Origin of the sequence: Paenibacillus vandeheii (genome assembly GCF_030433635.1) — a bacterium.
Classification (GTDB): domain Bacteria; phylum Bacillota; class Bacilli; order Paenibacillales; family Paenibacillaceae; genus Paenibacillus; species Paenibacillus vandeheii.
In genome coordinates, this window is record NZ_JAROCD010000001.1 from 575,201 (window position 1) to 595,980 (window position 20,780).

Genomic DNA, 20,780 nt, shown 5'->3' on the forward strand with positions numbered 1-20,780 from the left:
GTAGATGTATTGTAAATTAAAGGAGGGCGACGGAGCTATGCCAGAAGGTATCATCGTTAAAGCGCTAAGCGGTTACTATTATGTCATGCCACTGGAAGACAGCGGGGTGCCTTCGGTTGAAGGCTCCGCCGTTCAATGCCGGGCCAGAGGCATCTTCAGAAAACGAGGTACCTCACCGCTTGTGGGTGACCGAGTCAGTTATATGCTGACAGAGAACGGGGAAGGAACAGTAGATGAGATTCGAAAACGTGAGACGGAGTTGATTCGTCCCCCGGTAGCCAATGTAAGTCTGGCTGTTCTGTTATTTTCCGTGAAGGAACCGGACATGAATCTCAATCTGTTGGACAAATTTCTGGTACATATCGAGCAAGCCGGACTGGATGCACTGATTGTGCTCACCAAGCAGGACCTGGCTGATCCGGAAAACGATGCACGTGATACAGTAGCTGAAGTAAAGGCATTATATGAGCAGATCGGATATGAAGTTATCTCGACCAGTTCACGAACCGGTGAAGGCAATGAACAGCTCAAGAAGCGTCTTGCCGGCAAGATTAGCGTATTCTCCGGGCAATCCGGTGTAGGTAAATCTTCCATGCTAAACGCCCTGATGCCAGGCCTGACGCTGGAGACCAGTGCAATCAGTATGCGTCTAGGCCGAGGGAAACACACCACCAGACACGTGGAGCTCATCCCCCTGGATAATGGTGGCTTTGTCGCCGATACGCCGGGATTCAGCCAACTGGACTTTCTAGAGATTGGTGTGGAGGAGCTATCCACTTGTTTCCGGGAGTTCGCTCAATATGCGGACCAGTGTAAGTTTCGAGGTTGTACGCATACGCATGAACCAGGTTGCCGAGTGCTTGCAGCCAAAGCGGAGGGAATGATCTCCGAAAGCCGTTATCACCATTACGAACAATTCCTTACAGAAATGAAAGACAAGAAGCGGAGGTACTAACATGATTAAAATTGCCCCATCTATTTTATCTGCGGATTTTGCCCGTCTCGGCGCGGAAGTGGCGGAAGCCCAAGCTGCTGGCGGAGACTGGATTCATATTGATGTCATGGACGGTCATTTCGTCCCTAATATTACGCTTGGACCTGCGATTGTAAAAGCGATCGCTCCACATACAAGCTTGCCGCTTGATGTTCATTTGATGATTGAGAATCCGGAGCGTTATGTGGAGGATTTTGCGAAAGCTGGCGCTGCAGTCATTACGGTTCATGCCGAGGCTTGTGTGCATCTGCACCGGGTTATTCATCTGATCAAGGAACAGGGAGTTAAGGCAGGGGTTGCCCTTAATCCGGGAACTCCGGCGAGTGCTATTCAGGAAGTGCTGGACGATGTGGATATGGTCCTTGTCATGACGGTGAATCCAGGTTTTGGTGGACAAGCCTTCATCTCCGGCACTATGAACAAAATCAAGCAAATTCGCAGCTGGCTGAACGAAAAAGGACGTCATGATGTGCACATTGAAGTAGATGGCGGTATTGCTGCAGACACGGCTCCACTTGTGGTGGAAGCTGGAGCGGATGTGCTCGTCGCGGGAAGTGCTGTATTTGGTCGTGAAGATCGGGCTGCGGCGATTGCCGAAATTCGCAGTAGCTACGGAGGCTGAGCATGAACCTCAAGGAGACGCTGTGGACAATGGCTGCGAGTCTCGTTACGGGACTGGTGCTTGCGATGTTTGCGGTTATTCAATCCCCTTACAATGCGATTACGTCATTGATCGGGGTTGGTGTTGTGATTATGTACTTCCGCAAATTTGACCGTACAGGACTTCGGGTTACTTTTGTGATATTCAGCATACTGTATTACTTATTGAGTGTATTCATGATTGCTGTCTATCAATATATCCCTACCCAAACCTAAATGAGCTGATAACCGGGCTCGTCATTGTGGAATAGGGACAAAGGGTTCCGCATAAATATGGTTACATGAGCAGGTTTCTCATGTAGCCTTTTTTGTCGTGTTTAACGTAAAGAAGGCCTGGAGCATAGGATACGGCGGATGCATGAGCATGATGGGGAGGGTGAAGTATGAAATTTTACACATTCAAACTGCCGAAGTTTTTGGGAGGGTTTGTAAAGGCAATCCTTAATACGTTTCAAAAGAACTGACATGATTAAATGGTTACATTGGCGAATACCGCCGCTTTGGCTTCAGGATCATCTGGAATTCGGACCTGCGAAGCGCCATGCGGCGGCCATTCACATGCTGATGTGTGTATTCATGATTTTATTTCTGAATACCAAAAAAGCACCTGCAAGGAACAAGGTGCTTTTTGCTTACCCGATTTATAGTAGCTGTGCGTGATTATACGCGAGTCACTTTACCGGCTTTCAGTGCACGGGTGCTTACGTATACACGTTTTGGTTTACCGTTCACGAGAATACGGACCTTCTGAACGTTTACGCCCCAAGAACGACGGTTACGGTTGTTAGCGTGGGATACGTGGTTACCGGTGCCCGGTTTCTTACCTGTCACATAACATTTGCGAGACATAGATTACACCTCCTATCCTAAAATAACCAGTTGCCCTCTGGAGACACGAATGTCATTCCATACGGACTAAAATTGTTCTTCCTGACCGCAATGGCCAGGTTCCAGTAGCTAATGGTGTGTTCAAGCGGCATAGCCGGATCATTTCCATTACTAAACCTGCATAAAACAATACTTGAATATAATATCATATTGAAAAAAGCTTCGTCAACTGATCCAAAAACTTTATTTATTTCTCCTGTCTAATATAGTACAATGTTGAATAGTCCATAATACAGTGGTGAACAGGCTGTTGCCGCGGGGAAGCCGGAGGAAAATCGGCCTTAGAGGTCGGTGGTCTGCTTTTTTGGCAACGCTGTAAGCTGCGGCATTCCATCATTGGCACCAGTCTCCATGCGGCATTCATGCCGGCTCTTGATACCGGTGCATATCCGTATGCCCCGAATTAGGGGTTACAGAGCAATTGCAGGATATCGGTTGCCTGGCCGCCCAGACCGTTAATCCGGCTGACATTATGTATTGTATGCCTGTGCCGGACAAGGTATGGACGAAGAATAACGCGATAGCGTTTGCGCATGAACAGACCAGTTAACATCTTGGTGCAAGATGTTCGTGTATCAAGCTAGGAAGGGGAATTCTCACTTGAGTATACGTTCTTTAAATGGAACAGATTTCACCGCAATGGTACTTGCCGGAGCGGAACAACTTGGACAGCATGCAGAGCACGTCAATTCCCTGAATGTTTTCCCTGTGCCGGATGGCGACACGGGAACGAACATGAATTTGACAATGAGTGCAGGAGTCGCAGAGATTAAACGCAAGAGTTCTGCCTCCATCGGAGAAGCTGCCGGTATTTTATCGAAAGGCCTGCTTATGGGTGCACGGGGGAACTCCGGAGTAATTTTATCTCAATTGTTCCGTGGATTCAGTCGTTCAGCTGCTCCTTACGAGGAACTGAATACACTCCAGTTCGCCGCAGCCCTGCAGAACGGTGTGGACGCAGCTTACAAAGCTGTAGTGAAACCCGTTGAAGGGACCATTCTTACCGTAGCCAAGGAAGCGGCGAAACATGCCAGCTACTACGCAAGACGGACGAATGATATAACTGAATTAATGAATGAAGTTTTGTTAAAAGCAAAAGAAGCACTGGCAATGACTCCAGAATTGCTGCCTGTATTAAAACAGGTCGGCGTTGTGGATTCAGGCGGTCAGGGGCTTGTATATATTTACGAGGGCTTTATGGACGTTCTGCTGCAAACGGACGGGGCTAGTCGCACATCCTTTCAGAAAGACGTACAGCCAACCGTAGCTTCATCTGCATTGAAACCGACTGCACCGTCAGAACTAATTCCTGCGAAGCCTGCACAGCAGGTAATCGTGCCGGAGATGCCAATGTCTGCTCAGGCGAGACTGGAAACGGAAGATATTGAGTTCCTCTATGACATGGAGTTCTTTATTAATCGCGAGCTGGGAGAGAACGCAGGCGTTGCATTCGATGACGAGGCATTCCGGAAAGCGTTGTCAGTAAACGGAGATTCCATCATCATTATTGCTGACGATGAAGTGATTAAGGTTCACGTGCATTCCAAGACACCTGGAGATGTATTAAACCTGGCCCTCCGTTATGGAGAAATCACACAAATTCACATTCTTAATATGCGTGAGCAGCATCGTGATCTGCTGACTGCTGGCATGGACATAGCACCTTCGCCTGAATTGTTCGCAGAGATCCCGCCTGAAGCCACACGCAGTCTGGAGCAAGCGGAGCCACCAGCAGATGAGATGGCGCCATATGGCTTTATCGCGGTATCTTCCGGTGACGGCATTGCAGAGATTTTCAAGAGTCTCGGCGTGGATGTTGTTCTGTCTGGTGGACAGACGATGAATCCGAGTACTGAAGATTTTGTAAAAGCGGTGCGTTCGATTGCAGCGGAACAGGTATTTATTTTGCCGAACAACTCCAACATTGTACTTGCTGCGCAGCAGGCTGGAGAGTTGCTTGAGGATGAGCGCCGAATTACTGTGATTCCGAGCAAGACGATTCCTCAGGGCATGGCAGCGGCTTTTGCTTTCCAGGAGGATGAGTCTGCTGAAACCAACCGTGACCATATGCTTGAGGCGATTAGCCGGGTACAGTCCGGTCAAGTGACTCATGCGGTCAGAGATACGCAATATGATGAGCTTGATATCAAAGCGGGACACTTCATCGGTATCCACAATTCCAAGATCGTGGCAACAGACGAAAGCATGCTGCACGCATGTGAAGGCTTGCTGCAACAGATGATGGCGAGCGGAGATGAAGTAATCACCATCCTTGAAGGGGACGAGGCGGCCCCGGAGATTACTGATGCGCTTGTAGCTTGGCTTGAAGAACAATATCCTGATGCTGAGGTAGAGGTGCATCTTGGAGGACAGCCGGTTTATTATTATTTGTTCTCTGTAGAGTCCTAATAGAGGTTGTTCAAAAAGTCCCCAATGGACTCTTTGAACTTGCACTAATAGCACTTAAGCAAAGAGGAGGGATCTCATGAGCCACAAGGTTGCAATTGTAACCGACAGTACCGCAGATATACCCGAAGAACTGGTGCGTAAATACGGGATTCACATTGTTCCGCTACGTGTTCTGTTTGGGGAAGAAGCTTATGCAGACGGTGTTGAGCTGACTTCAGAACAGTTCTATGCAAAGTTGGAGAAGGTATCTGTGCTGCCTACAACCTCACAGCCTTCTCCCACCGATTTCATGAATATCTATAACACACTGTTGGATGAGGACCCGGAACGGCCCATTGTATCGATTCATTTGTCTTCGGGCATGAGTGGTACCTATCAATCGGCACTGCTCGGCAAATCGTTGCTGGAACGTGAAGGCGATATAACGGTACTGGATTCGAAGTCTGCATCCTATGGATACGGTTTATTGGTTGTACAGGCTGCCGAGCTTGCCGAACAAGGCAAATCCGCAGCGGAGATCGCTGAGGCTGTAGCAGCCATGCAGCGAAGCCGCAAGCTGTTCTTTCTTGTAGATACCTTGGAGTACTTACAAAAAGGCGGTCGGATTGGCAAGGCTGCGGCCATCTTGGGAACACTGCTGAATATTAAACCGATCTTGTCCATTGATGAGGAAGGCGTTATTTACGCAGTGGAGAAAGTCAGAGGTCACAAAAAAGCCATGGCACGCATTATTGAGCTGTTTCAGCAGGATCTGGCGGGTCAACGTGTTAATCTGGCGGTAGGTCATACCGCGGACCCCGGATCAGCGATCGCTTGTGCAGAGCAGTTGCGCGGGCATTTTACACTGAATGAAGTGGTGTATACCAATATTGGAGCCGTCATTGGCAGCCATGTTGGGCCAGGCGTAATTGCCATCTTTATGTGGCCTGTTCCGGAATGAGGGATTAGACATGAAATGGGAAGAAATATCGGTTAAACAAATTAGCGGCGTGAGTGCTCTCAAAGAGGGAGAGCTTCACGCCTTTGGTATCTCTACTGTAAAAGACCTGCTTGAGTACTATCCGTTCCGTTATGAGGACTATCGTCTGCGTTCGCTCAGCGAAGTGAAGGATGGAGACAAAATTACGGTACAGGGCAAAGTGATGGGCATCCCGGTGTTGCAGCGCTACGGCAAAAAGTCACGCCTTACCTGTAAGGTGATGACGGAAGAATGGATGATTTCAGCGACTTGGTTCAATCGGCATTTTCTGAAGGAGCAGCTTACCCCCAACCGGGAGATTGTCATTACGGGAAAATGGGAACAAAAACGTATGCAGATGACCGTAACAGATTCGGAATTCCCGGATAAAGGGGAAGGGCGATCAGGCACGCTGCAGCCTGTGTATTCGGTAACCGGCAAGATTACGCAGTCCTGGATGCGCAAAACGATCAATCAGGGGTTAGTCCAATTCGGGGATATGATCCCCGAAATTTTGCCTCAATCACTCATGAAGAAATATGGATTCATGCCCCGCAAACAGGCGATTGCCGGAATTCATCGCCCACAGGATAACCGGGAAGGTCAGCAGGCCAGACAGCGGATGGTGTATGAGGAACTATTTTTGTTTCAACTCAAGATGCAGGCTTATCGTGCATTAAACCGGGACCGCATGGATGGTGTAGTGCATACAACGGATAATACAACGATTCGCGAGTTTGTTCGCAGTCTGCCATTTGAACTGACGGATGCGCAGAAGAAGGTAGAGCTTGAAATTCTGCATGATATGCGTTCATCGTATTCGATGAACCGTCTGTTGCAGGGCGATGTAGGCTCGGGTAAAACGGTTATTGCGGCAATTGCCCTGTATACCACAGTTCGTTCCGGCTTTCAGGGGGCTCTGATGGTGCCTACGGAGATTCTGGCAGAACAGCATATGCGCTCACTGCAAAAGCTGTTTGAACCTTTTGGCGTAACGGTGGGGCTGTTAACGGGCAGTGTGAATGGACGGAAGCGCAAAGATCTGATTGCATCTTTGCAGATGGGCATGATCGACATCGTGGTGGGTACACATGCTTTAATACAGGAGGATGTATTTTTCCGCGACCTGGGGCTTGTCGTTACGGATGAACAGCATCGCTTCGGTGTGAACCAGCGCAGTATTTTGCGGCGTAAAGGGTACAACCCGGATGTGTTAACGATGACGGCGACGCCGATACCGCGGACACTGGCCATTACGGCTTTTGGTGATATTGAAGTATCGACCATCTCTGAACGTCCAAAAGGAAGGATTCCAATCTCGACGTACTGGGTCAAGCATGACATGATGGACCGGGTGCTTGGCTTTATTTCGCGAGAAGTGGACCAGGGACGTCAGGCCTATCTGATCTGTCCGCTCATTGAAGAGTCTGAGAAGCTGGATGTACAGAATGCGATTGACCTGCATATCCAGATGCAGCAGAATTTTCCGAAGTACCGTGTAGGTCTGCTGCATGGACGGATGACGGCTGGCGAGAAGGAAGAGATGATGCGTGACTTCTACAGCAACGACATTCAGCTTCTCGTCTCGACTACGGTCGTGGAGGTCGGGGTCGATGTGCCTAACGCAACACTGATGGTCATTATGGATGCGGACCGCTTCGGTCTGTCGCAGCTGCATCAGCTTCGTGGCCGGGTCGGTCGGGGAGCTCATGCCTCCTATTGTGTGCTCATTGCTGACCCCAAGACGGAGGTTGGGCAGGAGCGCATGAAGGTCATGACAGAAACCGAAGATGGATTCGAAGTATCCCGTCGGGATCTGGATCTGCGGGGACCGGGTGATTTCTTTGGCACAAAGCAAAGTGGATTACCCGAGTTCCGTCTTGCCGACATGGTTGCGGATTTTGCCGTATTGGAGCAGGCCCGGGATGACGTGTCCAGTCTGATTGCGGATGCAAGCTTCTGGACCTCTGTTGACTACGCGCCTTTACGTGATTTTTTACAGCAGCAGCAAGTATTCCAGGGGGATCTGATCGATTGATTGGGCTGCCGAGTTGTGGTTTTCCACATTTTCCGTGGGAATATGTCAAGTGTACAGGCCCTTCTGTCATATGAATAAGAAGTGAGTTCATTATTCAGGAGGTGCTGTACGTTTTGGGTTACCAACAATATGGAATCAGTCCGCAGCTGGTGGAGCGGATCAAAACGAAGATGAAAAATCCCGCTGTCAAAGAGCGTATCAAAAAGTTGATAGATGGGGTTACCAAGTCTGATTTACAGGATAAGGCCAAGGTGAGAAGATTGGTCAAGTCGTCAGCGGTCATTTTGAATGAGAATTTTTCTACAGCTCAGGAGGAACAATTCGTTGCTTTTGTCCTTGCGCAGAAGATCGATCCGAACAATACATTTCATTTGATTAAGCTGTGGGGCATGTTTAGATAGGGATTCGATGGAATGTTGGGTGGTATAAAATGAACTACGGGGTGTTGTTACATGTGGCCACTCCGAGTGCAGTACCATCTTCCGATCGCTGTTACCCCCGGATTTTTAGATTAGAATTTTAAAAGGGTAAAATCCGGGGATAAAGGCGAGCGCTTCGCTTCTCCAGATTGGTTCTGCACTCTCCGTTACTGTGTAACTGGAAGTTCACTTTATAAAACCAAATTACATCGAATGTGTATGAAGTAATTATAGTGGATGGGGCGGTTCATAAGTCAGCAAGATGACTTATGGACCGCCCCTTTTGGACTTAGCTCCAGGACCAATGATACAAACGTACTCAACGAAAAGCTAATCTAGTTTAACGAACTGAGCCCACGCTATTCGGGGAAATTCCATAGCTTCGAAGTTGTAACGAATCGTAGAGTCCTTATTTCCTCGTTTCGAGCTATTAATTGCAGATTTATATTGGAATAGCGTGGCTAGGGTTCGTTAGAACTTTTATTCCATGCTAATTCTCATAATAAGGTGTAACCGATTCCTTAGCGCGTGCCCTGAAGGATAGGCCACTATTCGCTACATCCTTTTGCATCTCATTTTCACAGGATTGACTTTGTTCTCTTTTTGGTGGAGCTTAAACTTGCTTTTTTATTTACGTTCTCATCTAAATTTCTTCCATGAGGTGTCTATAGGCACTGCTTGATAAATAGTTCTCCATGAATTGTAGATCGAGATTTTTGGACTTTACGATCACACAGATTGCTTTAACACGATCCGGTTTCTGTTGTTCATAGCTGGAATGCAGTGCAATCCTAAGGGGACTACGGGAATCCACATTCCAGAATACGCCTCGTATCTTTTCAATTCCCACACTACAGGGCTTAATTCAAGGTATTCGTCTGACACGGTGTTGGCAATTTCAATAATGATTCCGTGAATGTTCAGTCAGGCAAAAGCCCATTTCTCTTTATCGTTATTCATCTTAAAGGTTGGTAAGCGCTTTGTAGAAACCCAATAATTGTTGAATAGAAGAGAGGGATTTGTCTCGGGCAAATAGTCCATAAATAGATTGACGATTTTATCAACATCACTGTTTTGTTTAACCAAGATATCAATATCATTAGGCCTAATATTGTTACAACCTTGAATCAAAGAAGCTGTTGAGCCAACTATAATCCAATCCATATCTGTACAAACTGAAACCCGATCAGAGAAGACTTTCAAAACCTCCTTGATTGTTGTCATCTTTTTATCCCCCGTTGGTTGCTAAACTAGTTATAAATTACTCTGTAACAAAATCTTTTTTTAGACCCTCTAGTGCCATCTCATCACTCTTTATTCTTAACAAAGAATGAACTGGTAGCTATTAAGGATGCAACAAATACTAAAATTAAAAAATTGTTAGAGGGTACTGTTTTATATATGTAGTTTTCAGCTATTAGTACGAGGGTTGAAATACTTAAAATCACTCTCAGCACATGAGCTGAGGAACGAGTAGGGTTTTTGGTGCGCTTCGAGATAAAGTAAACGATGTACCACAAACCACCAAAAAGCAGGAGTGAACCTATCCATAGCATTATAAACATGTAATACACCTTTCTTAAATAAATTACATTGAACCAATTAGCATAATATTCCAATTGATTATAACACCGTGGATTTATGAAAGTGGCATTTTATGTGTAGAGAAGAGAATCAATTGGAATAAAATGAATTCTGTTTCATCTATTCAACAGTTTAGAGACTGTCCACTACATTCCTGTACATCTCATTTTCACAGGATTGACTTTGCTTTCCTCCTGGGGGAGCGGTAAACTGTTGCATACGAGCATACATGGATTTCAAGGTGAGGAAAACGCTGCTGCGATGAGGGGCGTTTATTTTTGACGGATGTGGAGGAAGTCAGATTGACGGAGATGTTTACGATGCTGCTGGGTTTGTTCGAACGGGCGGCACTGCTGATTATATTTTTATTCTTCCTGTCGAGGGTACCGCGGTTTAGGCAGATTTTGCAAAAGGGAAAATTGAGATGGCAGGAGTACATTGCGGTTACCTTGTTGTTCTGTGGTTTTGCCATCTTTGGTACCTATACCGGTATTAATGTAGAAGGCTCGTTGGTGAATGTGCGTATTATTGCGATCATGTCTGGCGGCATTCTGTTTGGAGCGCCTGTGGGCATCATTACCGGGATTGTCTCCGGGGTGCATCGGTACTTGATCGATATGGATGGGATTACGGCGATCCCCTGTCTGATTACGAGTATCCTGGCAGGTCTCGTGTCCGGTTATATACATAAGTATACGCCCAAGTCTAAGCGCTGGATGATCGGTATCGCGGCGGGAATGATCTGTGAGGCGCTTACGATGCTGCTGATTCTGCTGTATTCCTATCCCGATCCACTGGGTGCGGATATCGTCTCAAAGATTGCACTCCCGATGATATTGGGTGAGATGAATATTGGGCTGATCGTGCTGTTGGTGCAGAGTGTGGAAGGGGAAAAGGAAATGATTGCGGCTCGTCAGGCCAAGCTGGCGCTGGAGATTGCCAACAAGACCTTGCCATACTTCCGTTCCATCGATGAGGACTCTCTACGGAAGATCTGCCGAATTATTCAGGAGGACATTCAGGCGGATGCGGTTGCGATTACGGATACTCGAAATGTACTGGCATATGTAGGGTTTGGTGAGGAACGATATCACATCGGTAATGAAATTATTAGTGAGATGACGAAGAAAACGATCTCCAGCGGTGAGATTACGATCAGTAATGACGTGATAGATGAAAAAACGCCGGATATCCACTCCCTGCTCATCATTCCGCTCAAAGAGCGGGGCGAAGTGACGGGTGCGCTGAAAATCTATTACCGCAAAGCGTACAAGATTACGTATCCGTTGCAAACGATGGCTGTTGGCTTGTCGCAGATTATTTCCACCCAGATGGAAGTATCACGTGTGGAGGAGATTAAGGCTGCGGCCAATAAAGCGGAACTGCGTGCATTACAGACCACAATCCATCCTCATTTTCTATTCAATGCACTGAATGCCATTGCTTCATCGATTCGCACCAAGCCTGATCGGGCACGCGAGCTGATTGTGAATCTGTCTGGATATATGCGTTATAACCTGGAGCTTTCGGATGAACTGATCGATATTCATAAGGAACTGGAGCAGGTCCGCAATTATGTGGAAATCGAGAAGGCGCGCTTCGGCAGCAGGCTTAACGTCATCTATGATATTGATGAAGTGGCTGTGCATATTCCAAGTCTGGTCATCCAGCCGCTTGTGGAAAATGCCATCATCCACGGCATTCTCAAGGTAAAAGGGCCCGGAACCGTACGGATACGGGTACAGGATTATCCTGACTTTGTGCGAATTGGGGTCAGTGACACAGGAGCAGGCATTGGAGCCGACATTATTCAGCGTGTATACCATGACCGGATGCCTTCCAACCAGATCGGGTTGTACAATGTGCATCGGCGGGTGAAGCTCATTTATGGACAGGGGTTAACGATTACCCGGCTGGAGCAAGGAACTGATATTTTATTTGATGTACCCAAAGGAGATGCAGTGACTAGGTGATGAACGGTCAATGAGAGCCCTTATTGTTGAAGATGAAATTCCGGCAAGTGAGGAACTGAATTACTTGATACAGGAACATAGCCAAATTGAAGTGGTAGATTGTCTGGAAGATGGACTGGATGTGCTGAAGTTTCTGCAAGAGCAGGAAGTCGACGTTATTTTTCTAGACATTAACATTCCTTCGCTGGATGGCATGATGCTGGCACATCATATTGGGAAGTTTGCGAGCAAGCCTTATATCGTATTTACAACGGCATACAAGGAACATGCGGCAGAAGCATTTGAGCTGGAGGCGTTTGACTATATTCTGAAGCCCTATGATGAGAAACGAATTGCCGCGATGCTGAATAAACTCGAAACGGCATTCAAACGGGATCATGAGCAGGAGAATCGTGAACGTGGCAGCGACGATGGACAGGCTAACCATGCGGCTCAAGTGAACGATGAATGGTCTGCATCCACGATGCAGGCGCGGGAATCCAATGCACAGACGGGACGACGTATCAATCTGCTGCGCAATGACAATATTATTGTGACAGACACCGCCGATATTTATTATGCGGAAGCGCAAGAGAAAGTAACGAAGGTCTATACCAAAAATGGTGAGTTTACGATGCCGGTCAGCATTACCGATTTTCACGGCCGTTTGCCGCAGGAAACCTTTTTCCGCTGCCATCGTTCTTACGTGGTGAATTTGTCTCAAATCCGTGAAATTGTGCCCTGGTTTAACAATACGTATCTGCTTCGCCTGCGTGATCTGGAAGCTGAGGTGCCTGTCAGCCGTGGCAAGGTCAAGGAATTCAGGCAGCTCATGCGCATCTAGAGGCATTTCATTCCGCATCTGATGCAACTCATGCTCAAATCGGTGTAATGAATCCCCTTTCATGTATGATTAGCTTGTGAACGCATTCATATATATGACATCGGCAAAGGGGAGATCACGATGAAAGCAGCTATTTCATCCACATCTAATTCAGCATCTGCATCTATGAAAATGAACCGCTGGCTTATTGTACTGGGTACCATTATTGTACAAATGGGTCTCGGAACCATCTACACCTGGAGTTTATTTAATCAACCGCTGTCTGATCGTTTCGGATGGGACGTCAGCTCGGTCGCGATAACCTTTTCGATTACCAGCTTTGCTTTGGCATTTGCCACATTATTTGCAGGCCGACTGCAAGAACGATGGGGGCTTCGTCGCCTGATTCGGGTAGCCGGTGTGGTGCTTGGTCTGGGACTCGTGCTCAGTTCGCAAGTGAGTTCGTTGACATTGCTCTACATTCTGGCTGGATTTGTGGTTGGATTCGCGGATGGTACGGCATATATTACTTCCCTGTCCAACCTGATCAAGTGGTTCCCTGAGCGAAAAGGGCTGATTTCGGGTATTTCGGTGGGTGCCTTTGGTACGGGCAGTCTGTTGTTCAAATATGTGAACTCGGCATTAATCGGTGCCGTTGGTCCTGCTCAGGCCTTTATGTACTGGGGTATTATCGTATTGGTGTTGATCGTGGGCGGCTCGTTCCTGATCCGTGAAGCGGTTGTTCGGGAACAGGCTCCAGCAAGCAGCACCGAAGGTGCGAAGAAACAAGCAGCACCTCATGATTATACGGTCAAAGAAATGCTGCGTACGAAAGAAGCTTACATGCTGTTCGTTATTTTCTTTACGGCATGTATGAGTGGACTGTATCTAATCGGTATTGTGAAAGACATCGGTGTGCAGCTGGCAGGTCTTAACGTGGCTACAGCTGCCAATGCCGTGGCGATGGTTGCGATCTTTAACACCGCTGGCCGTATCATTCTGGGGGCGTTGTCGGATAAAGTGGGACGGATGAAAGTCATTGCCGGAGCACTGCTGGTTACGGCTGTTGCCGTAATGACGCTTAGCCTGGTACCTCTGAGCTTTGGCATCTTCTTCGCCTGTGTGGCCGCTATCGCGTTCTGCTTTGGTGGCAATATCACGGTTTTCCCGGCGATTGTGGCAGATTACTTTGGATTGAAAAATCAGAGCAAAAACTACGGCGTCATCTATCAGGGCTTTGGATTGGGTGCCTTGGCTGGATCGTTTATCAGCGCCCTGCTGGGCGGATTCCATCTTACCTTTATTGTGATCGCTGTACTGTGTGCCGTCTCGCTCTTGCTGGCGTTGATTATTACACCTCCGGGTCAGGGACGTCGTACACGTGAGCGTGAACAGCAGATGAATCTTAACCCTTCATCCCGGGCAAGCTGAGCGTAGTGGAGACGAAGTTCTATTTTATAAAAAGCAAACTGGGCGGTCTCTGCGGAGGCCGCTTTTTGGGTACCAGCTCTACCCGAGAAGAATGAGACTCCTGATACATAATACGGTTGTGTGCAATGCACACTTTGCTTCTGGTATACTCTAGGTGAAATCAAAAGAGCAAGTTCTTGTTAGCCATTTAGAGGAGGTATGTCCATCATGAATTTCTTGAAATATGCATCATCTGATTTTGCTGATTATTATGCTCTTGTGTCCAATATTGAAGTTATGCAACAAATTACCGAACGTGCTCTGCCTGAGCATGAAGCTACAGCGGAATTTGAATCCATGCTGAATTATAATCAGGGGAATGACTGCGGATATTATCGGATATCCGGTGAAGACGGGGTAGGGATGGCCTACGCTAAACTGATCCCGGATGAAACGGATCCATCCCGGGCGGAAATGGGTTATATGATTCTGCCTGAATACTGGGGGAAAGGACACGGGACTTCCATTGCAGCTCGGCTGATTATTCAGGCACAGGCGGCAGGAATTGCTGTACTCTATGCGGTTATCGATCCGTCCAATGCGGTATCCCGTCAAATATTGCTCAGACAGAACTTTGTATCCACATGGGTGGGGGATTATGAGGGATTACCTGGCGAGATTCTGGAGCTGAATCTTCAGGTGAAGCGCTAAGGGATCAGGCTTGCGGGTAATACATACTATCCCGGGCATTTTGCATCACTTCGATGGGAACTCGTCATTCGAAAGCATGCGAAATGCTCATACAGAGATTTGGAGGAGATTGAGATGAGCAATGCTGCAATGGAACAATTGAATTTATTGCTACCGGAATGGCTGGAGACCAGCCGCTTGCACACCGGACAGGGGAAAGTTGCTTCTTATATTCCCGAGTTGTTCAAGGCTTCGCAGGACGAACTGGGTATACATATCATGAACGCCGAAGGCAATCATGTGTCGGCCGGAGATTGTGGTATCCCGTTTACGATGCAAAGTATCTCCAAGGTATTTACACTTATTCTGGCTCTGATGGATCATGGGGAGGAAGCGGTCTTCTTTAATGTAGGAAAAGAACCTACCGGGGATGATTATGACTCCATGATCAAGCTCGAACTGGTGGAACCGGGCATTCCGTTTAATCCATTGATCAATGCGGGAGCGATTACGGTATCGTCCCTGATTGGCGGGGATTGCAAAGAGGAGAAGTCCCGGCGCATTTTGGAATTTTTCCGCACGCTGGCGAATAATGATCGACTGGACTACAACGAAGCGGTATATCGGTCCGAATGGGAAACAGGCCATCTGAACCGTTCGCTTGGTTATTTTCTGAAGCATAATGGTGTACTCAAGGATGATGTCGAAGATGTGCTTGCCGTCTATTTCCGCCATTGCTCCATCGAGGTGACTTGTGCGGATCTGGCCCGTATGGCACTGGTGCTTGCTTATGACGGGACAGATCCCATCACTGGAAATGAGCTTATTCCTCGTCGTTATGTACAGATTGCCAAAACGTTCATGACCACCTGCGGTATGTATAATGCATCCGGCGAATTTGCGATTCAGGTCGGACTGCCTGCCAAGAGTGGAGTATCGGGTGGAATACTGACCCTGGTTCCAGGACAGTTTGGCATCGGTCTTGTAGGTCCGGCTCTGAATCGGAAAGGAAACAGCATTGCAGGCGTGCATCTGCTTGAGCGTCTTTCCAAGGAATTTGACTGGAGTTTATTCTAATGAAGTCACCTTTGAAGTCATCTCCTTACCCTCCTGAGTAGCCGATGAATCACCAATCCGTCCTTTTGCTTCTTTGGAACGAAATGACCCATGTGGATGTGGCTTGTCGGCTGCTTCTGTCCTGCAACAGAATGTGTAGGAAAACGGTCCTGCATGGCAACGGCCATGCTGCATCTATTCCGGTATTCCCACAATGCCAGCCCGCATCATTCATTTGCGAGTACCACACCTGTAATGAGATTCATCTGAATGTCCCGGGTCCCGCTCTCCATCAGCAGCTTAAGGGTACGGGCAGGGGAGTCCAATCGGAGCACCTGTCCGGTAAAGCGGATATCATCATGTTCATGGAACAGGGTGATGGTGACAGCATCCCCGAGCACCATCGAGTTACTAAGCAAACGGGACATTTCTTCCGCTGCCTGGGCATCCAGGGATGGACGGGTACGGGGAGCGAGCTGCTCCTGATGAATGATATAGGCCTCCCGGTGTTCGGGAAGCATCATGCGCGAGGACTCGAAAATTCCGTTTTGCTGCAATTTTTTACTCATTTATAGTGACCTCCAATTTTATGAGAACGGTCCTGTGCCTGTGCGGACGAGCAGAGCGAGGAGGCCCGCATAATCGCGGTATCTCCGAACTTGCGCTTGATGTCATCCGTGGCGCGTTCCAGTTCTCTTTTACGTTCACGGTCATCGAACCAGGATAGCTGTACTTCGGAATCGGGTACGAGTCCGGTCAATGACACGCTGATGCGGCGAATGGGTAATCCGTCCCAATGGCGCAGAAACAGAGCAGCTGCCGCATCGTATACTTCATCGGTGATGTTGGTAGGTTCGTTCACCTTCATCTGGCGGGAGAAGCCGGTTGGACGATCATAATCCTGCCCCCGACATCCAACAGAGACGACATTACCCATGAGCGATTTGTCCCGGGAACGCCTGCTGACCAGCTCTGCCAATTCGAGCAGCACCACCTTGATGTCCGCCCACGATTCATAGTCCCGAGGCAATGTCATCTGATGTCCAATGCCCTGCTGCTGGTGAGCATATGTCCCGGGTTTTACCGGAGAATCATCGATCCCGCGGGCAATACGCCATAATACCTCACCGTTTACCCCCCAACGCTCTCTCAGCCGGGACAACGGCATCTGCGCCAGATCACCGATCGTATGAACCCCCATCTTGTAGAGATGCTGCGCCATTCGGGAACCGACCATAAACATGTCTCGAACAGGTTTATTCCACAGCGTTTTCTGCATGTCCTTGCGGGGCAGTGTATAGATGCCTCCCGGGACTTTTTTGGCATACAGGTCACAGGCCATCTTGCTAACAACCTTGGTGTCGCTGATGCCAACGCGGATATAGACGCCAGTCTCTTCCATGACCCTATCCTGAATGCTGCGGGCAATGGTTTCAGGACTGCCGAACAGGTCCAGACTTCCGGTGACATCGAGAAACTGCTCATCAATACTATACGGTTCAACCAGATCGGTATAGGACTGAAGGATACGGGTAATGTGTAGGGAAACACGAATATATTCAGCCATCCGGGGACGAATGACGACAACATCGGGGCATTTGGCGAGAGCCTCACCCAGCCGTTCTGCTGTAGTAATTCCATAGGACTTGGCGAGTGGGCAGGCTGCCAGAATAATACCCGAACGGCGTGCAGGATCTCCCGCAACAACAAGCGGACGGTCTCTGTATTCGGGATGTGCAGACTTCTCTACACTGGCATAAAACGACTGGCAATCGGCCAGCATAATGACACGTCCGTCTCTGCGGGGCATAGTACTTCTCTCCTTTTATTCATAAATCGGCTACTTCTGTACAACGATGGAACTCATTCAGCCAACGTTATTTTACAGTTTACTTACAGTATGGAACAAGTGTTCCTGTTTTATAAGCATATCTGACAATTTAAGATGCGGCAACCGGAATTATTTTGCAAATTGGACACAATTATTGAACGGACCTAATAGAGTCAAAATTTAGGAAATAAGATGTATTTTTTTACATTTCGTGTAAGAGATCCGTGACTTCCGGGTGATGACCGGGTGTTCATACAGCTTTATGTAAAAGTAATATAAATGGGCACAGTCCTATAAGGGGGGACTGATGTCCTTTTTTCATTTTCTGCACTTTTCAGAAAACCTTGATAGGGCGCGGGTTTTCAAGGATACGTTATCGGACTATAGTATCAATTTTGTAATCTTTATGGTTAATACTGTAAAAATGTCCGCAACTTTAAAATATCATTAGCGTTTAATGGGGTAAGCGTTCAAGCGGAAACAGATCTCACAATCCGCGTTGCATATAACAATAACGGGTAGAGATGTGCAAGGCTGGAAGAACCTCAAACGGACGGTTAAAGTAGCCTATATTTGTGTTGATGGAGGATAAGGGCCAGAAGGTCACCTGGATGCTAGTTGATGGCGGTTTTTACGAATTATGGGCAGAATGTTGCAGTTTACGTTTGCTTCCATCAGCCTAGTTACAAATGCAGAGACTTAGAGCTATAGTGAGAACACACCGCTGACATCTCTACCCAAAGCGGACATCCGAAGCGGGATTCCCCGCAGACCTTCATGTCATTCAAGATCTGAACTGAAGCAGGATGCATACTAGAGAGGTGAGCAATTAAGAACCATGAGCAGACGAAGACGTAAGCGCTGGTTGTTGACGATGTTGACCGGAGCGGCCGTAGTGACGGGCGGAATATTTGCCGGCTGGCACTACATGCAACCTCAACTGGTTACGTACACAGCGGAGAACGGTACGGAGATGAAATTCAGAACCGATGGAGACCGGTTCATGGAATATGGACCCGATGGCACATGGCGGGAGATGTTCGTCAAAGGGGTAAACCTGGGCGCCACATCACCGGGACATTACCCGGGCGAATTTCCGTTGACCAAAGAGGATTACTTGAGGTGGTTCCAGCAGATTGAGGATCTTGGAGCCAATGTGATCCGGGTGTATACGGTGCATGAGCCGATTTTTTACACAGCATTGGTTGATTATAATCGCGGCAGGGAGCAACCGTTATATTTTATACAGGGCATATGGTCGCCGGAAGAAGAACTGATCGAGAAGCAGGATGCCTATGCTGACCATATTGAGCAGACGTTCAAGCAGGAGATTGAAAAGGCGGTATCCGCTGTATATGGCGATGCGAACATTCCCGATAAACCGGGAGAATCCAGCGGCAAATACAAGACGAATGCCGGGAAATACCTGATGGCTTGGCATGTGGGTACCGAGTGGGACCCTTCGATGGTGAACAACACGAATGAGAGTCATCCCGATGTACCGCAGTACAAGGGTGTTCATTTTTCTGGGACGCAGGACGCATCGCCGTTTGAAAATTGGCTGGCGGAGCTGCTGGACTATACCGCCGTATTGGAGAAGAAATACGGATGGGAGCATCCGATGACCTTCACGAACTGGGTGACAACCGACGTGCTGGATCACCCGGGCGAGCCGCTGTTTGAAGAGGATTTGGTCAGTGTGGATGCGCGCCATATTCAACCGGAAGAGTGGCAGGGTGGATATTTTGCAGCATACCATGTGTACCCTTATTACCCGGACTTGTTCCATACGGACCAGACCCTTCAGACCATCAAGGACGAGAACGGGGAGTACAACACGTACAAAAGTTATCTACGCATGCTCAAAGCCGAGTTTTCCGATATGCCTGTAATGATTACAGAGTACGGTGTACCGTCTTCGCTGGGGATTTCCCATCTGGGTATGGGAGGCCGGGATCAGGGCGGACATAACGAGGTGGAGCAGGGAGAGATCGACGCATCGCTGACTCAGGATATTTATGATGAAGGGTATGCGGGTGCGATTTTGTTCATGTGGCAGGATGAGTGGTTCAAGAAAACCTGGAACACGATGCCGCTGGAAATTCCGGCTGATCGGCGGGCCTACTGGTTGAACGTGCTGACGAATGAGAAAATGTTCGGTCTGCTCGCCATGGACCCTGGTAAACAGGAACAATTGACCATAGACGGTAAACTGGACGACTGGAATGGGTTGAAGAAGGAAGAGGTCACCGTCTGGCAAGGCAAGGTCGATGGCATCAAGGAAATGAAGATGACCCATGATGAAGCCTACCTGTACATTGGCATGACGCTGGATCAGCCTTTTGACCCGGATCAAACCTTGCTGCGCATCGGAACGAACACGCTGGATGGTGGCAATCAACCAGGCACGAGGCTTCCGGATCGAACACTCAGTGATGGTCTCGAAACGGTGATCACGCTGGGACAGGATGCTGAATCGCAAGTGGAGATTGCCAAAGACTATGACTTTAACCGACGCCTCTATGGCAAGGACGGTTACGGGATGCTGCCGGAAGAGCAAGAGAATGCGGCAGACCCATTCCATCCATGGAATCTGGCAGTCAGCTTGCGAATGACCCCACCGGATACCCGGTCTGCCCAACCGTTCATGAATGAGAAGGTGGGTACATTGAAGCGGGGAACGACAGCTCCGGATCAGTCCGATACCGATTCGTTAACCGCCTGGCAATATAACGGTAATCAGGTTGAGATGCGTATTCCCTGGATGCTGCTTGGATTTGGTGACCCAAGTTCACTGCAAGCGATCAAGTATGGTGCGCTGAAGGGTGGACGGGAATTCGAAACAGTCGCGGTCAAGGGCGTCACTCTGGTTCCCTGGCTAATGGATCGTTCAACTGGAGATATCTCTTGGCCCGGTGGTGAACAGAAGACACTGGATGTGAAGACATTGCCTGTATACAGCTGGCAGCCATGGGAGCAAGTACAGTACAGTGAGCGACTGAAACTGAGCTACGAGGAAATGAAGAAACGGTATGAACAAATTCCAAGTTTTCAGACCGAATAAATGA

The 20,780-nt window shown here is 48.2% G+C and carries 20 protein-coding genes; 16 read left to right on the top strand and 4 right to left on the bottom strand.

Going from position 1 to position 20,780, the window contains the following annotated elements; genetic code table 11:
- The first annotated feature begins 37 nt into the window (after positions 1-37).
- From rsgA to P5G61_RS02710, 5 genes are all read left to right on the top strand, one after another.
- Positions 38-955, top strand: coding sequence for a ribosome small subunit-dependent GTPase A (gene rsgA / locus P5G61_RS02690; protein ID WP_285078594.1), 918 nt, complete (start codon positions 38-40; stop codon positions 953-955).
- A 1-nt stretch (position 956) separates the two neighbouring features.
- Positions 957-1,616, top strand: coding sequence for a ribulose-phosphate 3-epimerase (gene rpe / locus P5G61_RS02695; RefSeq protein WP_301244217.1), 660 nt, complete (start codon positions 957-959; stop codon positions 1,614-1,616).
- A gap of 2 nt (positions 1,617-1,618) precedes the next feature.
- Positions 1,619-1,870 (top strand): hypothetical protein, encoded by a 252-nt coding sequence (locus P5G61_RS02700; protein ID WP_024631109.1) that lies wholly within the window; start codon positions 1,619-1,621, stop codon positions 1,868-1,870.
- A gap of 167 nt (positions 1,871-2,037) precedes the next feature.
- A complete protein-coding gene (gene spoVM, locus P5G61_RS02705) occupies positions 2,038-2,118 on the top strand; it encodes a stage V sporulation protein SpoVM (protein ID WP_019424875.1) in 81 nt (26 codons plus the stop codon).
- A 1-nt stretch (position 2,119) separates the two neighbouring features.
- On the top strand, positions 2,120-2,314 hold the full coding sequence (locus tag P5G61_RS02710; RefSeq protein WP_024631108.1) for a hypothetical protein: 195 nt from the start codon (positions 2,120-2,122) through the stop codon (positions 2,312-2,314).
- On the opposite strand, the gene rpmB is transcribed toward P5G61_RS02710, so the two are convergent.
- On the bottom strand, positions 2,315-2,503 hold the full coding sequence (gene rpmB / locus P5G61_RS02715) for a 50S ribosomal protein L28 (protein WP_024631107.1): 189 nt from the start codon (positions 2,501-2,503) through the stop codon (positions 2,315-2,317).
- A gap of 460 nt (positions 2,504-2,963) precedes the next feature.
- Here rpmB and P5G61_RS02720 point away from each other — a divergent pair, with 460 nt between their 5' ends.
- From P5G61_RS02720 to P5G61_RS02740, 5 genes are all read left to right on the top strand, one after another.
- Positions 2,964-3,092, top strand: a complete 129-nt coding sequence (locus tag P5G61_RS02720; RefSeq protein ID WP_301244220.1) for a hypothetical protein — start codon at positions 2,964-2,966, stop codon at positions 3,090-3,092.
- Between the two features lie 50 nt (positions 3,093-3,142).
- Positions 3,143-4,951 carry a DAK2 domain-containing protein gene (locus P5G61_RS02725; RefSeq protein WP_301244221.1) on the top strand — a complete coding sequence of 603 codons (1,809 nt, stop codon included), beginning with the start codon at positions 3,143-3,145 and terminating at the stop codon, positions 4,949-4,951.
- 76 nt (positions 4,952-5,027) lie between these two features.
- Entirely contained in the window at positions 5,028-5,891 is an 864-nt protein-coding gene (locus P5G61_RS02730) for a DegV family protein (protein ID WP_301244223.1), read from the top strand.
- 10 nt (positions 5,892-5,901) lie between these two features.
- Positions 5,902-7,947, top strand: a complete 2,046-nt coding sequence (gene recG, locus P5G61_RS02735) for an ATP-dependent DNA helicase RecG (protein ID WP_301244225.1) — start codon at positions 5,902-5,904, stop codon at positions 7,945-7,947.
- 113 nt (positions 7,948-8,060) lie between these two features.
- Complete coding sequence (locus P5G61_RS02740) at positions 8,061-8,348, top strand: stage VI sporulation protein F (protein WP_109998615.1); 288 nt, start codon at positions 8,061-8,063, stop codon at positions 8,346-8,348.
- Positions 8,349-9,290: 942 nt separating this feature from the next.
- On the opposite strand, the gene P5G61_RS02745 is transcribed toward P5G61_RS02740, so the two are convergent.
- The gene (locus P5G61_RS02745; RefSeq protein WP_301244229.1) at positions 9,291-9,590 is read right to left on the bottom strand and encodes a hypothetical protein; all 300 of its coding nucleotides are present in this window, start codon (positions 9,588-9,590) and stop codon (positions 9,291-9,293) included.
- Between the two features lie 680 nt (positions 9,591-10,270).
- Here P5G61_RS02745 and P5G61_RS02750 point away from each other — a divergent pair.
- From P5G61_RS02750 to glsA, 5 genes are all read left to right on the top strand, one after another.
- Positions 10,271-11,923: a sensor histidine kinase gene (locus P5G61_RS02750; RefSeq protein WP_301244323.1), complete on the top strand. Its 1,653-nt coding sequence runs from the start codon at positions 10,271-10,273 to the stop codon at positions 11,921-11,923.
- 10 nt (positions 11,924-11,933) lie between these two features.
- Positions 11,934-12,746 carry a LytR/AlgR family response regulator transcription factor gene (locus P5G61_RS02755; protein WP_301244231.1) on the top strand — a complete coding sequence of 271 codons (813 nt, stop codon included), beginning with the start codon at positions 11,934-11,936 and terminating at the stop codon, positions 12,744-12,746.
- A gap of 120 nt (positions 12,747-12,866) precedes the next feature.
- Complete coding sequence (locus P5G61_RS02760) at positions 12,867-14,156, top strand: L-lactate MFS transporter (protein ID WP_301244233.1); 1,290 nt, start codon at positions 12,867-12,869, stop codon at positions 14,154-14,156.
- Positions 14,157-14,363: 207 nt separating this feature from the next.
- The gene (locus tag P5G61_RS02765; RefSeq protein WP_301244235.1) at positions 14,364-14,846 is read left to right on the top strand and encodes a GNAT family N-acetyltransferase; all 483 of its coding nucleotides are present in this window, start codon (positions 14,364-14,366) and stop codon (positions 14,844-14,846) included.
- A gap of 114 nt (positions 14,847-14,960) precedes the next feature.
- Positions 14,961-15,902: a glutaminase A gene (glsA, locus tag P5G61_RS02770; protein ID WP_079349534.1), complete on the top strand. Its 942-nt coding sequence runs from the start codon at positions 14,961-14,963 to the stop codon at positions 15,900-15,902.
- A 206-nt stretch (positions 15,903-16,108) separates the two neighbouring features.
- Here the strand turns inward: glsA and P5G61_RS02775 are convergent, their stop codons facing one another.
- Complete coding sequence (locus tag P5G61_RS02775) at positions 16,109-16,450, bottom strand: YolD-like family protein (protein WP_079349533.1); 342 nt, start codon at positions 16,448-16,450, stop codon at positions 16,109-16,111.
- Positions 16,447-17,691, bottom strand: a complete 1,245-nt coding sequence (locus P5G61_RS02780; protein ID WP_301244238.1) for a DNA polymerase IV — start codon at positions 17,689-17,691, stop codon at positions 16,447-16,449. Before P5G61_RS02780 ends, P5G61_RS02775 begins: the two co-directional genes overlap by 4 nt.
- An 859-nt stretch (positions 17,692-18,550) precedes the next feature.
- Between P5G61_RS02780 and P5G61_RS02785 the strand changes: the two genes are divergently transcribed.
- Positions 18,551-20,776, top strand: a complete 2,226-nt coding sequence (locus tag P5G61_RS02785) for a hypothetical protein (RefSeq protein ID WP_301244240.1) — start codon at positions 18,551-18,553, stop codon at positions 20,774-20,776.
- The last annotated feature ends 4 nt before the right edge of the window (positions 20,777-20,780 follow it).

Coding starts and splice junctions, on each gene's coding strand:
- P5G61_RS02785 (WP_301244240.1), top strand. CDS start 18,551: ATGAGCAGACGAAGACGTAAGCGCTGGTTGTTGACGATGTTGACCGGA.
- P5G61_RS02700 (WP_024631109.1), top strand. CDS start 1,619: ATGAACCTCAAGGAGACGCTGTGGACAATGGCTGCGAGTCTCGTTACG.
- rpe (WP_301244217.1), top strand. CDS start 957: ATGATTAAAATTGCCCCATCTATTTTATCTGCGGATTTTGCCCGTCTC.
- rsgA (WP_285078594.1), top strand. CDS start 38: ATGCCAGAAGGTATCATCGTTAAAGCGCTAAGCGGTTACTATTATGTC.
- P5G61_RS02730 (WP_301244223.1), top strand. CDS start 5,028: ATGAGCCACAAGGTTGCAATTGTAACCGACAGTACCGCAGATATACCC.
- P5G61_RS02750 (WP_301244323.1), top strand. CDS start 10,271: ATGCTGCTGGGTTTGTTCGAACGGGCGGCACTGCTGATTATATTTTTA.
- P5G61_RS02760 (WP_301244233.1), top strand. CDS start 12,867: ATGAAAGCAGCTATTTCATCCACATCTAATTCAGCATCTGCATCTATG.
- P5G61_RS02765 (WP_301244235.1), top strand. CDS start 14,364: ATGAATTTCTTGAAATATGCATCATCTGATTTTGCTGATTATTATGCT.
- rpmB (WP_024631107.1), bottom strand. CDS start 2,503: ATGTCTCGCAAATGTTATGTGACAGGTAAGAAACCGGGCACCGGTAAC.
- P5G61_RS02710 (WP_024631108.1), top strand. CDS start 2,120: ATGATTAAATGGTTACATTGGCGAATACCGCCGCTTTGGCTTCAGGAT.
- P5G61_RS02745 (WP_301244229.1), bottom strand. CDS start 9,590: ATGACAACAATCAAGGAGGTTTTGAAAGTCTTCTCTGATCGGGTTTCA.
- P5G61_RS02775 (WP_079349533.1), bottom strand. CDS start 16,450: ATGAGTAAAAAATTGCAGCAAAACGGAATTTTCGAGTCCTCGCGCATG.
- recG (WP_301244225.1), top strand. CDS start 5,902: ATGAAATGGGAAGAAATATCGGTTAAACAAATTAGCGGCGTGAGTGCT.
- glsA (WP_079349534.1), top strand. CDS start 14,961: ATGAGCAATGCTGCAATGGAACAATTGAATTTATTGCTACCGGAATGG.
- P5G61_RS02755 (WP_301244231.1), top strand. CDS start 11,934: ATGAGAGCCCTTATTGTTGAAGATGAAATTCCGGCAAGTGAGGAACTG.
- P5G61_RS02780 (WP_301244238.1), bottom strand. CDS start 17,691: ATGCCCCGCAGAGACGGACGTGTCATTATGCTGGCCGATTGCCAGTCG.
- spoVM (WP_019424875.1), top strand. CDS start 2,038: ATGAAATTTTACACATTCAAACTGCCGAAGTTTTTGGGAGGGTTTGTA.